The organism is Thermoanaerobaculia bacterium (assembly GCA_035260525.1).
Lineage (GTDB): Bacteria > Acidobacteriota > Thermoanaerobaculia > UBA5066 > DATFVB01 > DATFVB01.
Map to the genome: position 1 here is coordinate 1 of DATFVB010000276.1, position 13,988 is coordinate 13,988.

16 protein-coding genes are annotated in these 13,988 nt (G+C 69.7%); 6 read left to right on the plus strand and 10 right to left on the minus strand.

Annotated elements, in window-relative coordinates; all coding sequences use genetic code 11:
- Both VKH46_13325 and hpnJ read right to left on the minus strand, forming a co-directional pair.
- Positions 1-194: ChbG/HpnK family deacetylase (locus tag VKH46_13325; protein HKB71821.1), on the minus strand; the 194-nt coding region annotated here is incomplete at its 3' end.
- Positions 191-1,639: a hopanoid biosynthesis associated radical SAM protein HpnJ gene (hpnJ, locus tag VKH46_13330; protein ID HKB71822.1), complete on the minus strand. Its 1,449-nt coding sequence runs from the start codon at positions 1,637-1,639 to the stop codon at positions 191-193. The genes VKH46_13325 and hpnJ, both read right to left, overlap by 4 nt.
- A gap of 233 nt (positions 1,640-1,872) precedes the next feature.
- On the opposite strand from hpnJ, the gene VKH46_13335 reads away from it, so the two are divergent.
- Together VKH46_13335 and ispH are read left to right on the plus strand one after the other, a co-directional pair.
- The gene (locus tag VKH46_13335; protein HKB71823.1) at positions 1,873-2,475 is read left to right on the plus strand and encodes a hypothetical protein; all 603 of its coding nucleotides are present in this window, start codon (positions 1,873-1,875) and stop codon (positions 2,473-2,475) included.
- A gap of 74 nt (positions 2,476-2,549) precedes the next feature.
- Complete coding sequence (gene ispH / locus VKH46_13340) at positions 2,550-3,536, plus strand: 4-hydroxy-3-methylbut-2-enyl diphosphate reductase (GenBank protein HKB71824.1); 987 nt, start codon at positions 2,550-2,552, stop codon at positions 3,534-3,536.
- A 135-nt stretch (positions 3,537-3,671) separates the two neighbouring features.
- On the opposite strand, the gene VKH46_13345 is transcribed toward ispH, so the two are convergent.
- The 7 genes from VKH46_13345 to VKH46_13375 all read right to left on the minus strand — a co-directional run bounded on the left by VKH46_13345 (position 3,672) and on the right by VKH46_13375 (position 10,634).
- Positions 3,672-5,702, minus strand: coding sequence for a TonB-dependent receptor (locus tag VKH46_13345; GenBank protein HKB71825.1), 2,031 nt, complete (start codon positions 5,700-5,702; stop codon positions 3,672-3,674).
- A gap of 176 nt (positions 5,703-5,878) precedes the next feature.
- A complete protein-coding gene (locus VKH46_13350) occupies positions 5,879-6,250 on the minus strand; it encodes a response regulator (protein ID HKB71826.1) in 372 nt (123 codons plus the stop codon).
- 44 nt (positions 6,251-6,294) lie between these two features.
- Complete coding sequence (locus VKH46_13355) at positions 6,295-7,590, minus strand: diguanylate cyclase (GenBank protein ID HKB71827.1); 1,296 nt, start codon at positions 7,588-7,590, stop codon at positions 6,295-6,297.
- Positions 7,591-7,825: 235 nt separating this feature from the next.
- A complete protein-coding gene (locus VKH46_13360) occupies positions 7,826-8,896 on the minus strand; it encodes a hypothetical protein (GenBank protein ID HKB71828.1) in 1,071 nt (356 codons plus the stop codon).
- A 122-nt stretch (positions 8,897-9,018) separates the two neighbouring features.
- A complete protein-coding gene (locus VKH46_13365; protein HKB71829.1) occupies positions 9,019-9,753 on the minus strand; it encodes an ATP-binding protein in 735 nt (244 codons plus the stop codon).
- Between the two features lie 4 nt (positions 9,754-9,757).
- Positions 9,758-10,429 (minus strand): response regulator transcription factor, encoded by a 672-nt coding sequence (locus VKH46_13370; GenBank protein ID HKB71830.1) that lies wholly within the window; start codon positions 10,427-10,429, stop codon positions 9,758-9,760.
- A complete protein-coding gene (locus VKH46_13375) occupies positions 10,407-10,634 on the minus strand; it encodes a hypothetical protein (protein HKB71831.1) in 228 nt (75 codons plus the stop codon). The genes VKH46_13370 and VKH46_13375 overlap by 23 nt, the downstream gene beginning before the upstream one ends.
- A 19-nt stretch (positions 10,635-10,653) precedes the next feature.
- On the opposite strand from VKH46_13375, the gene VKH46_13380 reads away from it, so the two are divergent.
- The 3 genes from VKH46_13380 to VKH46_13390 are packed head-to-tail and all read left to right on the plus strand — an operon-like array spanning position 10,654 to position 12,234.
- Positions 10,654-10,899, plus strand: a complete 246-nt coding sequence (locus VKH46_13380; GenBank protein HKB71832.1) for a MoaD/ThiS family protein — start codon at positions 10,654-10,656, stop codon at positions 10,897-10,899.
- Positions 10,899-11,354, plus strand: coding sequence for a molybdenum cofactor biosynthesis protein MoaE (locus VKH46_13385; protein HKB71833.1), 456 nt, complete (start codon positions 10,899-10,901; stop codon positions 11,352-11,354). Before VKH46_13380 ends, VKH46_13385 begins: the two co-directional genes overlap by 1 nt.
- A 31-nt stretch (positions 11,355-11,385) precedes the next feature.
- The gene (locus tag VKH46_13390) at positions 11,386-12,234 is read left to right on the plus strand and encodes an enoyl-CoA hydratase/isomerase family protein (GenBank protein HKB71834.1); all 849 of its coding nucleotides are present in this window, start codon (positions 11,386-11,388) and stop codon (positions 12,232-12,234) included.
- Between the two features lie 9 nt (positions 12,235-12,243).
- On the opposite strand, the gene VKH46_13395 is transcribed toward VKH46_13390, so the two are convergent.
- The gene (locus tag VKH46_13395) at positions 12,244-13,203 is read right to left on the minus strand and encodes a threonine/serine dehydratase (GenBank protein ID HKB71835.1); all 960 of its coding nucleotides are present in this window, start codon (positions 13,201-13,203) and stop codon (positions 12,244-12,246) included.
- A gap of 349 nt (positions 13,204-13,552) precedes the next feature.
- Between VKH46_13395 and VKH46_13400 the strand changes: the two genes are divergently transcribed.
- A partial coding sequence (locus tag VKH46_13400) for an HAD family hydrolase (protein ID HKB71836.1) occupies positions 13,553-13,988 on the plus strand: 436 nt, incomplete at its 3' end.

The following is a 13,988-nucleotide window of genomic DNA, read 5'->3' on the forward strand; positions in this document are numbered from 1 at the left end:
CGGACGAGGACGAGGTGGAGCCCGACGGCGAGCGCGGGACGGGCGCGCGCGATCGCGACGGCTTCGTCGGCGGCCGCGCCCGTCACCATCAGGCTCGCGGCCGTCAGGATGCCGCGGTCGTGGGCCTCGGCGATGGCGCGGTTGGCGCCGCGGGAGAATCCGAAATCGTCGCCGGTGACGACGAGTCGCTTCAGGCCTGGTCCTCGCGGGCGGTCATGAAGCGCAGGAACTCGGCGCCTTCGCGCAGGCGGCGCTTCATCATCCCGGCGGTCGACAGCATCTCCCACGCCATCTCGGCCATCTTCTTCGGACGGAAGTAGAACCGCTTGTAGAAGCGCTCGAGCGACTCGAAGATCTGCCGGTGCGAGAGACCGGGATACTCGAGCGAGCTCACCTGGACGCCGTCGGTGCCGACCAGCCCCGAATCCACGAACCAGCCGTTCTCGAGCGCCTGCCGGTGGAGCTCGGTGCCCGGATACGGCGCGGCGAGCGAGACCTGGATCGTGTGGGGGTTGATCTCCCGCGCGAAGCGGATCGTCTCCTCGATCGTCTCGGGCGTCTCGCCGGGGAGCCCGACGATGAACGTCCCGTGGATCACGATGCCGAGGCGGTGGCAGTCCTCCGTGAACCGCCGGGCCCAGTCGATTCGCGTCCCCTTCCGGATGTTGTTCAGGATCTGCTGCGACCCCGATTCGTAGCCGACGAGGAGGAGCCGCAGCCCGTTGTCCTTCAGGACCTTCAGCGTCTCATACGGGACGATCGCCTTGGCGTTGCACGACCAGGTGACGCCGATCTTCCCGAGGAGTCGGGCGATCGCCTCGGCGCGCGGGGCATCGTCGGTGAACGTGTCGTCGTCGAAGAAGTATTCCTTCACCTGCGGGAAGTACTCCTTCGCGCGGCGGATTTCCTGCGCCACGTTCTCGGGCGAGCGCGTGCGATAGCGATGCCCGCCGATCGTCTGCGGCCAGAGGCAGAACGTGCACCGCGACCGGCATCCGCGCCCCGTGTAGAGGGAGACGTACGGATGCTCGAGGTAACCGATGAAATAGTCCTCGACGACGAGGTCGCGCTTGTAGACGTCGATGACGGGCGGCAGCCCGTCCATGTTCTCGATCGTCGCGCGCTCCGGGTTGTGGACGATCCGATCGCCGTCGCGCCAGCTCACTCCGTCGATGGCGGAGAGGGCGCGTCCCTGCGCGACCTCCGCGATCGTGTAGTCGAACTCGTTGCGCGCGACGAAGTCGATCGCGGGCGACGCCGCCAGAGACGCTTCGGGCGAGACGGCCACGTGCGCGCCGACGAATCCGATCCGGAGCTTCGGATTCTCCTTCTTCATCGCCTCCGCGACGCGGACGTCCGAGGGATACGACGGCGTGCTCGTGTGGAGCACGGCGAGCTCGTATTCGGGGGCCATCGGCAGAACGTCGGCCAGGCCGAGGCCGCGCGCGGGCGCGTCGACGAGGCGGCTGTCCGGCACGAGCGCCGCCGGCTGCGCCAGCCATGTCGGATACCAGAACGAGCGGACTTCGCGCCGGGCCTGGTACCGCGAGCCGGCTCCCCCGTCGAATCCGTCGAAGGAGGGAGGGTTGAGGAAAAGCGTCCTCACAGAGGGAGTATAGCGGCAGGCCCGGCGATGCATCGAGCCGGACGGGCGCGTGCCGCCCGCGAGACCCTGCGACATACGCCCGGGTATGCCTCGGGATCTCGCGGGCCACCCGCATCCCGTCGGGCTCGCGCCTCGCCGCGCCTCAGTGGGGTACCAACTGGCCGCCTCCCAGACGTCAACATCCATGAGAAAAGGGAGCATCCCCAAAGTCACCCCACGCGAAACGGGCCATGAGCTATCGCACTCGAAGATCGATAATCCGACATATGGACGAAAAGAAAACGCCTGAATCGAACCGGTTCCTGACGAGCCTGCCGCTGAAGATCTATGAAGCGATCAAGGCGTTGACCGAGTACGTAGTCGAGATCGACGGGGTGTACCGAGAAATGGCCCGGTTCGAGGTGAGGGAACCGCTGAACAGGGTCGCACCCCAATTTTTCGCTACCGCGCATCGCTGCCTGAATGGTATGGCCTTCGTTCTTATACGTGACCTCACTGGTACCGCTCAATCACAGGCCCGCGGAAAGAAGCGGCTCAATACCAGTCTCCGCGGTCTTCTGACGGCGGCGTACGGCAGCGAGGCAGACGCGCCGGCCGAATTGATCGAGCTCGCCGACCGCGCCCATCGCGCGACGAACGTGCCGGAATGGGCAAGCCGAGTGATCGCTCACAACGACGTGGAGACGATGCTCGAGATCGAGCCACTTCCTCCTGTCTTGCGGGGGGACGTCGGTGTTGTCGGCAAGCTTCTGCGGCAGTTCGTTAACCTGTTCGAGACGAGATGGGGAATCGAGCGGACGCAATGGCGAGAACCAATATTGGTGAAGCAGGTAGGAAATTTGGTCGCAGTCCTGAATCGCGAGCTGTAACTCGCACGGGGTCAGCCGCGAGTCTACCTTCGCCTGACATCGCGAACGTCGCTCGCCGCGATATGATCGAAACGATGCCTGAAACCGCTCCACCGCCGCGCGTCGAGAAGCTCCTGATCGCGGGACTCCGCGGGTTCTGCGCCGGCGTCGTGCGCGCGATCGACGTCGTCGAGAAGGCTCTCGCCGTGTGCGACGGCCCCGTCTACGTCCGCAAGGAGATCATCCACAACCGCTATGTCGTCGACGAGCTCCGCCGCAAGGGAGCGCGGTTCGTCGACGAGGTCGACGACGCGCCGGAAGGATCGTGGCTCGTCTACTCGGCGCACGGCGTCTCTCCGGAGGTCCGCGACAATGCCCGGCGCCGGGGCCTCCGCACGATCGACGCGACGTGCCCGCTCGTCACGAAGGTCCACCTCGAGGCGCTGGGCTACGCGAAGAAGGGGTTCACGATCCTGTTCATCGGCCACGAGGATCACGACGAGACGATCGGCACTTTCGGCGAGGCGCCCGACGCGATCCGCATCGTGGGCACCCGGGAGGACGCGGAGACCGTCGCCGTGTTGGACCCGTCGCGCGTCGCCTATCTCACCCAGACGACGCTCTCCCTCGACGACACTCGCGAGATCGTCGAAGCGCTCCGGAGGCGGTTTCCGCAGATGGTCAATCCCGCCAAGGACGACATCTGCTACGCCACCCAGAACCGGCAGGACGCGGTCCGCGCGATGGCGCCCACCGTCGACGCGCTGCTCGTGCTCGGCGCGCCGAACAGCTCGAACTCGCTGCGGCTCTGCGAGGTCTCGATCCGGCTCGGCGTTCCGGCGCACCTGATCGAGCGCGCCGAGCAGATCCGGCCCGAATGGCTCGCGGGCGTCCGCATCCTCGGACTGACGGCGAGCGCTTCGGCGCCCGAGGTCCTCGTCTGGGAGGTCGTCGACTACGCTCGCGAGAAGCTCGGCGTCGAGGTCGTCGAGGAGTTCCGGACGGTGACGGAAGACGTCCACTTCTCCCTCCCGCCCGAGCTTCGGGCGCTGCTCCCGGCGCACGACTCCCCGGCGCGCTGATTGCCGGCGAGCTTCACCGGCCACCATCGAAGTTCCGGTCGCCCGACCCGCCTCCCGAGCCCCGATCGCCGCGCTCGCGGCGTCGATCGCGATCCTCGCCTTCGAGCTCCTCGGGATCCTTCCGCGGCTTCCCGGTCACCGCCTCCAGTCGAGACCGACCCGGATGCTCCGTCCGGCGGAGGGATACACGTACGGCACGTCGCGACCCTGGAAATCGGACAGGGTGAAGCCGACGTCGGCGTAGCGCGCATCCGCGAGGTTCGCGACGTCGAGCCGGACGCGGAAATCGCCGAACCGCCGCGACACCCGAAGATCGACGACCGAGGCGTCGGAGAGCCGGAACCGGTCGGCGTCGTCGAGCCAGCGCCGAGCCGTCCACGTCCAGGCGGCCTCGGCCTCGAGCTCTCCCGGCAGCCGGGCGGAGACGCCGGCGCGAACGACGTGCTCGGGAATGTTCTTGAGCTGCCGTCCCCGATTCTCTCCCCCGCGCGACTCGACCCGCGTCCAGTCCCACGACGCGAAGGTCGAAAGCCCGGGCGACCAGCTCCACGCCGCCCGCGTCTCGATCCCCGTGTGACGGCTCCGGCCGATGTTGCGGTAGCGGAAGATCGCCGGGTCGAAGTCGATCTCGTCGTCGACGTCGATCCGGTACGCGGTCGCCTCGATCCTTCCGGCCGCGGCGGGCGCCCGCACGCCGCCCTCGAGCATCCGCGCGCGCTGAGGCGAGAGCTCCGGATTCGACACGGTGAAACTCCCTCCCTGGAAATCGGAGAACGGGCGCGGGTCGAACTGCTGGTCGAAGGTCGCCGCCTTGAAGGCTCGCGACCAGCGCGCGAAGATCGAGGGGCTCGCGGTTCCGCGCGACCCCAGGAAGACGACCGCGCCCACCTGCGGCGACCACGCCTCGTGGACGGCGGAGACCCGCGGCTCGGCCAGCCGGTCGGCCACGCGGTCCCAGCGCAGCCCCGCGGTCAGGCGAAGGCGGGCGAACGGGTCGGCGTCGGCGGCGACGAACGCGCCGATCCGGTCCCGGTCTCCCCGAGCCGCGCCGATCCTCCCGTCGATCGACCCGTCGTCGCCCACCGACCGGTAGACGCTGTCGACGGAATCGCGCGACCACTCCGCTGCGCCGCGCAGCCGGACTCCCCCGAGGGAATCGGGCGCCGTCCACCGCCCGTCGAGGATCGCTCCGGCGCCGTTGGAGTCGAGCGCCTGCGCCGCCGTCTCCCCGAGGGCGGGCGCGACGAGCAGCGTCCGGACCAGGTCCGTCCGCCGGAGGGCGCCGTAGAGGAGCGCCCGGAACGGAACGAGCGCGTCGCTGCGCTCGAGCGAGAGCGAGGCGCGCAGACGGTCGGTCTTCTCCCGGTCGAAACGGAACTCCGGGTCGGAGGCCCGCGGGTCCGACCGCGCGGCGTCGAGCGGGAGCTGTCCCGGGTCGTCGCGGTCCTTCGCGGTCCCGGTCACCCGCAGCGCCCAATCCCCCGATTCGGCGCGGCGGCCGGCTTCGACGGCGAAGCGCTCGTCGTTCTCGGTCGAATGCGCGCGAAAACCGTCCGTGCGCGACGCGCTGCCCGCGGCCGAGACGTCTCCCTCTCCCGCGGGGACGCGCACGGCGGCGCTGGCGGCGGCGGTTCCGAAGCTGCCGGCGGATGCCGAGGCGGTCGCGCCGTTCTCCGTGCGCCGCGTGAAGACCTCGATCATGCCGGCCAGGGCCGTGTCGCCGTAGAGGGGCGACGCCGGTCCGCGCACCGCCTCGATGCGGTCGATGCGGTCGGCGGGGAGCGCGCGCCAGTCCACGATCCCGGAGTTCGCGTCCCCGACGGGCACGCCGTCGACGCGGACCTGCACGTACTCGGCGTCTCCTCCGCCGAAGAACCCGCGCGCGGTCAGCATGGGCGGCGTGCCGCCGGCATCCGTGCCGAAGAAGAGCTCGAACCCGGGCAGGTACCGCAGGAGCTCCCCCAGGTTCTCGGCGGGGAGAGCGTCGATTTCGGCGCGGTCGAGCGTGGAAACCGCGGCCGGCGCTTCGTCGCGGGGCTCCGGGACCCGGTCCGCCGTCACGACGATCTCCTCGTGGACGGGAGGCGCGGGCGCCGCGGGCGCGTCCTGGCCGAGAACGGCGAGCGGAACGCCGAGGGCGATCACGATCAACGTCTTCTTGCTCAATCGAAGCCGGCAATTGCAACCGGTGTGCCGGGAAAACGCGCACTGGGAGCGCGGATCACGCAATCCTGAGCGCAGCGGCATGCCGAGCCGAAGCCTTGGCGAAGGCGGGAAGGACCCGCCGCCGTCACGCGCTCCCGTCCGCCGAGCCAGCTCCCGCGACGGGTATCGCCCCGCCGCTAGTGTTGAATAACGGTTTCGATGGACTTGAGCAGCTCGTCGACGCCGAACGGCTTGGGAAGGACGGCCGAGGCCCCGAGCGACTCCGCTTCCTCGTCGACCTCGAGGGAGCCGGACACGACGACGAGCGGAATGCCGGAAAGCTTCTCGTCCCGGGCCTGCTCCCGTCGGAACGTCCGCCCGTCCATCTCCGGCATCCGGAGATCCAGGAGGATCACGTCGGGCGCGGGCTCCGTTCGCAGCGCCTCGAGGGCTTCCCGGCCGTTGGCGGCGGTCCGGACCCGGTAGCCGAACTCGTCGAGGACGTCGGTCAACCCCTCTCGGAAGTCCGCGTCGTCGTCGATCGCGAGGATGAGCTTCGCCTGTCCCACGGGACTCCGGGTCCGCAAGATCCATGCCGCCGCGAGCTCGATCGCTATTCGAAAAGGGAGCTGAATCGGTACCGGTTCTTGCCGGTCCGTTTGGCCCGGTAGAGCGCCTTGTCGGCGCAGGCCATGAGCGCCTCGGCGTCGGATCCGTCGCGCGGATAGAAGCCGATCCCGATGCTCGTCGTGACGGCGACCTCCTGCCCGTGGATCGCGAACGGCTCGGCGACGCTCGCGAGCGTCTTCGTCGCGACGGTGACCGCGTCCGACTCGTCGGCGACCTCCGGAATCAGCAGCGTGAACTCGTCGCCTCCGACCCGGGCGAGCGTGTCCGCCTCGCGCACGCACGCGCGCAGACGCTCGGTGACTCCTCGGATCAGCGCGTCGCCCGCGGAATGCCCGAGCGTGTCGTTGACCCGTTTCAGGTCGTCGAGGTCGATGAACATCACCGCCAGCTTCTTTCCCTCCCGGCGCGCGAGCGCGATCGCCTGACCGAGGCGGTCGAGAAAAAGCGCCCGGTTCGGGAGGCCCGTCAGGGAATCGTGGAAGGCGCGGTACTCCAGCTCGTCGACCGCGCGCCGCCGCTCGGTCACGTCGCGATAGTTGACGACGACGGCGTCCACACTCGGCTCCGCGAGCAGGTTCGTCATGGTTATCTCGATCCAGCGCCATTGGCCGCCGCGGCTGGCGATCCGCGCCTCGAAGGTGCCGGGGCGCCCCGGGCCGGCGAGGATCGCCTCGAAGAAATCGGAGGCTGCGGCCGCGTCTTCGGCGTGGAGATGGTCGAACCAGCGGCTCCCGATGATGTCCTCGCTCCGGTGGCCGAGGATCCGCGCCGTCGACGGGCTCGCGTAGAGGACCGACCCGTCGGAAGAGAGCAGCGCGATCGCGTCGGAGCTGTGCTCGATGAGCGCCTGGAAGCGCGTCTCCTGCTCGCGGACCTGGCGCTGGATCTCACGCTTGCGCTCGAGGCGCTCGAGCACCACGCCGATCTCCGCGGGCCTCAGCGGCTTGAGGAGGTAGTCGAACGCCCCCTCCTTCATCGCCTCGACCGCGGTGTCGATCGAGCCGTTGCCGGTGACGACGATCACGTCGCGCCGCACTTCCTGCCGCGCGGAGCGGATGAAGTCGATCCCGCTTCCGTCCGGAAGCTTGAGATCGGTCAGGCAGATGTCCGGATCGAACCGGGCGAGCGCCTGACGCCCCTCGTCGAGGGACGCCGCGGTGACGACGTCGGCCCAAGTGTGGCCTCCCAGCAGTCCTTCGAGGCCGGCGCGGGTCGCCGGGTCGTCTTCGACGATGAGGATTCGCGTGCGCGCCGGAGGGCGAGGCCTCGCCGCCGGCATGGGAGGGAGGCCGGCATTCGGGTCACGAATGCGCTGGTAGTCCACAAGGCACCGCGGGACCACGATGCAATCCGCTTGCCCGGAAGTCTTTCAGAAACTTGGATTTAGATGGAATGAATGCTCGTTGGGCGGTTCGTGCGGGAATGGACCGCCGGTCCCGTCCTTTTTCGGCGCCGGTCGCTCGCGGGCGCTCCCCCGGCCTTCGCGAGCCCGCCCCTCGCGCGCCTGAAAATCCTCAGCCGATCCATCCTGCGTCGAGGTCCCGGCGAATCCGATCCCGCCCTTCCGATTCGAGCACGTCCTCGCAGAAGCCGAGCTCGCGGAAGATCGCCTCGGCCCCGCTCACCTTCTGGAGGCGTCCGGAGAGCTCGGCGAGGGCCGCGCGGCGGGCCCGGGTCCGACGGCGAGCCGATTCGGAAAGTGAAGCCAGCGACGCCGCCCGGAGCGCCGCCGCGGCGAACGGCAGCAGGACGGCAACCGCGACGATCGCGAAGGACCACGCGCTCCCCCGCGTCGCGGGCATCGAGCCGAGGATCCCCGCGGCGAGGACGCCGGCCACACTGGCCGCGAGAAGACCGGCCGGCGGCGGAACGAGCGCGCTGCCGGCCCCTCTTCCTCCCTCGGCGGCCAGTCGGGCGAGCTGCGGGTCGATCCGGCGCGCCTGGTAGTAGTCCATCAGCGTGTGCACCGAGTGAGGATCGATCCCGCTCCCGACCGGGATCGTCCGCGCGGTCGGGATGGAGTCGATCTCGACCCACTCGGATGCCCCGTCCGGCCCCAGGGATGCGAGCGCGCCGGCTTCGGCGCGGAAATGCTCGACGCGTTCGTGAGCCTCGTCGCCGCGGCGGCTCCAGAGGGAGGGGTCCAGCAGCAAGCGGAACTTCGCCTGGCGGCAACGTTCGACCCGGGCCCGGTCGGCGAGCCAGGCGCTCTTTCTCGCGACGATCCCGCGAGCGGCGAGAAGGGCGAGGCTGGCGAACGCCGCGGCCGCTTCGGCGGCCGCCAACGGCCCTGCCGCTCCCGCAGGGCGCTTTCCCGCGGCGGCCCACGCCATCGAAACGACGGCCAGCGCGACCGCGACGGCGCCGAAAGCGGCCCCCCAGACCCCGAGCGCCGCGCGGCGACGGCCGGTCTCGGCCGCCCGCACCGCCGCGGCGTCGTGGCAGGGGACGAGGAGCTCCCGGCAAAGGGAAAGAGGCTCGTGAAGCGGGTTCCCCGTCGCGAGCTCCTCCGGACCGTCGTGCATGTCGTCGAGGACGCGCGGCGCGCCCGCGGATTCTTTCGCCCGCCCCGGATCGGCAGCCATCATTCCAAACCTCCCGGCGAGTTCCCTTTGCGGTTTCGGGGAGCGTATCCCAGCGCCGCCGGAGGATCAATCATCGGAACGCAGCCGCCGGCCTGACGCGGTCGGCGCTTTCGCGCCCGCTGCTAGGAAATCAGCGGGAAGGTGACGAAGAACGTCGACCCCTTCCCCGGCCGGCTCTCGACGCGCACCGTGCCCTTGTGGGCCTCGACGATCCACCGGACGATCGAGAGGCCGAGCCCCGACCCTCCCCTGTACGCCCGGCGCGCCCGGTCGGAGCGGAAGAAACGGTCGAACACGTTGGGGACGTCCTGCGGGTCGATACCGACGCCCGTGTCCTCCACGGCCAGGGCGGCCTGACCCCCTTCGATCGAGACGCGGACGCGCACGTGCCCTTTCTCGGTGTACCGGATCGCGTTCTCGAGCAGGTTCTGGAAGACTTCCTTCAGGCGGCTGGGGTCCGCGAGAATCCCGACGGGACGCGCCGGGGCCTCGAAGAGGAGCTCGAGCCCCTTCTCGATCGCGGCCGACTCGAACTCGCGGGACCGCTCCTCGGCGAACCGGCGCAGGTCGACGCGGGCGAACGAGATCGTCACGCGGCCGGCCGTTCCCCGCGCGAGGAAGAGCAGATTTTCGGAGATCCGGACCAGGTGCTGGACCTCCACGAGCGCCTCCGAGAGCGCCTGCCGGTACTCGTCGGCCGTCCGATCGCCTTCGATCGCGACCTCGATTCCGCCGCGCAGGATCGTCAGCGGCGTCCGGAGCTCGTGCGAGACGTCCGCGATGAACTGCGCCTGTTCGATCTCGCGGCGCTCCAGGTCCGCGAGCCTGGCATCGACCGAGTCGGAGCGGTCCTCCACCGGCTCAGGCGCCCATCGAGTATCCGACGCCGCGAACCGTCCGGATGCGTCCGCGCGCCGGGCCGTCGATCTTCTTCCGGATGGAGTTGATGTAGACGTCGATGATGTTCGTCGAGAGATCCGAGGTGTCCTCCCAGACGCGGGCCGCGATCTCGGCGCGCGAGACGACCTTTCCCTTTCGGCGCAGGAGGAGCTCGAGGATCGCCCCCTCGCGCATCGTGAGCTCGACGGTCGCATCGCCCATCCGCGCGGTGCGCGACGACGGCTCGTAGAGGAGCCCGTCGCACTCGAGAGGCCCGATCTCCTTGATCTCGCTCCGCCGCGTCAGCGCGCGCAGCCGGGCGAGGAGCTCGCGGTAGGAGAACGGCTTGACGAGGTAGTCGTCCGCGCCGGAATCGAGGCCCTCGATCTTGTTCTCGACGGTGTCGCGCGCCGTCAGCATCAGGATCTTCGACGCCACCCCGCGGCGGCGGAGCTCGCGGCACAGATCGAGCCCGTCGCGGGAGCCCGGGAGCAGCAGGTCGAGGATGATCAGGTCGTGCGGTTGCGCGACGGCGTCTTCGAGAGCGCCGTCGCTATCGGACGCGACGTCGACCGTGTAGCCCTTCTCCGACAGTCCCTTGCGCAGGAAGTCGGCGATCTTCTTCTCGTCTTCAACGATCAGGATCGAGGTCATGCTCGGCGGATTCTCTCTCGTCCGGGGCGCGCCGGGAAGCCGAGCGCGGATTTCTTAAGAAAGAGAGCACGAAGAGGACCCCCGTGCCCGCCCCGAAGCCCGCGAAAAACGACGACGTCCGCTCGTCCTTCACCACGACCGCTCCCAGGGCCCCCGCGAGGACGAGGGCGAGAACGAGCGGCCGGGAGACGGGGGACTCGGTCATCGCGCTTAGAATACGCTCGATGCGGGTCCGGCTCCTCTATTTCGCCTCGTTTCGCGACGCCGTCGGCGTCGATCAGGAGGTCCGCGACGTGGAGGACGGCACGTCCGTCGCGCACCTCTGGCGGAGCCTCCAGGTCTCGGTCCCGCATTTCGCCCGGTTCGGGACGATGCCCGCCGTCGCCGTCAATTGCGAGTACGTCTCCGGCACGCGGACGCTCTCGGACGACGACGAGGTCGCGTTCCTTCCGCCGATCGCGGGGGGTTGATGGCCCGCGCGGCCGGAGAGCGCCCGCGGCTCTCCCCGGAGCCCCTCAGGGTCGGCGAGCTGATCGCCGCGGCCCGCCGCGATTCCGACGGTGCGATCGCCGCTTTCGTCGGCGTCGTCCGCGACCGCAACGAGGGGCTCCCGGTCGAGTCGGTCGAGTACGCGGCCTGGGGCGAGATGGCCGAGCGCGAGCTCGAGAAGATCGAGCGGGAGCTCGGCGCCGCGTTTCCGGAGACCCTCACGCTGGTCCGCCACCGCGTCGGAACGCTGGCGGTCGGCGAGGAATCGGTCGCGATCGTCGCCGTCTCGCCGCATCGCGCCGACGCGTTCGCCGCCTGCCGGGAGGCGATCGAAGCCGTCAAGAGACGCGTCCCGATCTGGAAGCTCGAGCGCGGGCCCGGACGCGAACCGGCCTGGGTCGACCCGACTCGGAGCGGACCGGGGCGGCCCCTCTGATATCGTTGGTCTTTCGGAGGAGACGAACCCGATGAGCACCGTTACCGAAGACCGATCCAAAACCCGCGACTGGACCGCACCGGAGTTCGACCAGGAGCTGATCCACTACCGCAACGAGGGGGGGGTCGCCGTCATCGAGATGGACGATCCGCCCGCCAACACCTACACCTACGCGTTCAACCGTCAGCTCGACGACGCGATCCTCCGGGCGCGCTTCGACGACGGCGCCCACGTCATCCTCCTGCGCGGCAAGGGGGACAAGTTCTTCTCGGCGGGGGCGAACATCAACATGCTGAACGCCGTGACCCCCGAGTTCAAGTACTACTTCTGCCTCCACGCCAACGAGACGCTTCTGCGCCTCGAGCACTCCCCGAAGCTCGTGATCGCCGCCCTGAACGGCCATACCGTCGGAGGCGGGCTCGAGATCGCGCTCGCCGCCGACCTCCGCATCGCGCGCAAGGACGCGGGGAAGATCGGCCTTCCGGAGGTCAACCTCGGCGTGCTCCCCGGAACGGGCGGCACGACCCGCCTCGCGCGCATCGTCGGGAAGTCGAAGGCGATCGAGCTCATGGTGACGGGAAACACCTACACGTTCGAGGAAGCGCAGGAAATGGGGGTCGTCAACCAGGTCTGGGAGGGCTCCCCCGCCGAATGGTGGGAGCAGGTCATGGACTACGCGCGCCAGTTCTGCCCGCCGAACAAGGCCCCGATGGCCGTCGGCCACATCAAGCGCTCCGTGCAGACCGGCTCGGAGATCCCGATCGAGTCCGCGCTCGCGCTCGAGCGCGAGCTCCAGTCCCTTCTCTTCAAGTCGAAGGACGCGAAGGAAGGACTCTCCGCCAACGTCGAGAAGCGCACGCCGAAGTTCAGCGGCAAGTAGCCGCCGGGCTCAGGCGGCCGGCTCGGCGAACGGGAACCGCTCGGGATCGACGTTTCCTCCTGAAACGAGGACGGCGACCGTGTCGCTCTTCTCGACCGGAATCGCTCCGGAAAGGAGCGCCGCCGTCGCCGCCGCTCCGCCGCCCTCGACGTAGAGCTTCGCGCGCGTGAGCAGGCGCCGCATCGCCGAGGCGATCGCCGCTTCCGAGACCGTCACGACGGCCTCGAGCGCCTCCCGCGCGATCGCGAGCGGGATCGCTCCGACGAACGGCGGGATCAGCCCGTCGGCGAGGGTCTTCGCCGGACGCGGGACCGGGACGGGCTTCCCCGCGGCGAGGGCCGGACCGAGACCCGGCCCTTCGGCGAGCTCGACCGCGTAGACCCGCGCGGAGGGACGAGACTGCTTGACGGCCGAGGCGACGCCTCCCATCAGCCCGCCGCCCCCGACGGGGACGACGACGACGGAGACGTCCGGGAGGTCCTCGATGATCTCGAGCCCCGCCGTTCCGGCGCCGGCGAGAACGACGGGGTCGTCGAAGGGGTGAACGAAGACGTAGCCGGTCTCTTCCTGGAGCTGGCGCAGCCGGTCGAACAGGGTCGAGTTGTCGTCGTGGAATACGATCCGCGCGCCGTACCCTCGTACCGCCTCGACCTTCGACGCGGGCGCCTTCGCCGGCATCACGACCGCGCAAGGGACGCCGGTGCGACGCGCCGCCCAGGCGACCGCCTGCGCGTGGTTGCCCGCCGACACCGTGACGAGGCCGCGCCCCCGCTCCTCCCCTTCGAGAGAGAGCACCTTGTTCAGGGCCCCCCGCGGCTTGAAGGATCCGGTCTTCTGGAAGCTCTCGCACTTCAGGAATACCGCCGCGCCGACCGATTCGCCGATCGAGCGCGAAGACAGGAGGGGCGTGCGGTGGACGTGCCCGCGGATGCGGTCGGCGGCGGCGCGAATGTCGGAGAGCGGGATCATGACGAGCGCGGCGATGCATCGAGCCGGACGGGCGCGTGCGCCGCGACCCGCGGCCTCAACGTACGCTCTCGGTACGCCTCGGCCGCGGGCTCGAGCACCCGCATCCCGTCGGGCTCGCGCCTCGCCGCGCTTCGGGGCATTGCCAGTCGCACGCAAGGAAGAATACCGCGGCCGCGACTCTTCCCTGCGCACCGCGATGCGATTTTCATCGCGTCGCGGCGCCCCTCGAGCGGATCGCCGGAAATCACCACCTCGACGTCTCTTGCTCGCGGCGCCGAGTTCAGCGGCGCGAAGCGTCCGCTTCAACTCGGCGCCCTTCATACTCGCCGCTTGCTCATAGAATCCTCGAATGGCTTCCTACGAGATCGTCACGTTCGACTGCTACGGGACCCTCATCGACTGGGACGAGGGGATCGGGTCCGCGTTCGAGCACGCCGCCGCGGCCGCCGGGATCGAGGTCCACCGCGCTTCCGTGCTCGCCTGCTGGGCCCGGATCGAGCCGGAGGTCCAGCGAGCGCGCTATCGGCCCTACCGGGAAGTCCTCGGCGAGACCACGGCGCGCGTGGCACGGCATTTCGGCTGGGAGCTCGGTCCCGGCGAGCGCGCTTTCGTCGCGGAGAGCCTCGGCGACTGGAAGCCGTTTCCCGACACGAACGCCGCGCTCGCGCGTCTCGCCGCGGAAGGCTGCCGCCTCGCGGTGCTCTCCAACGTCGACGACGACCTCTTCGAGGCGACCCGGCGGCACTTCCGCGTGCCCTTCGACTGGGTCGTGACGGCGCAGCAGG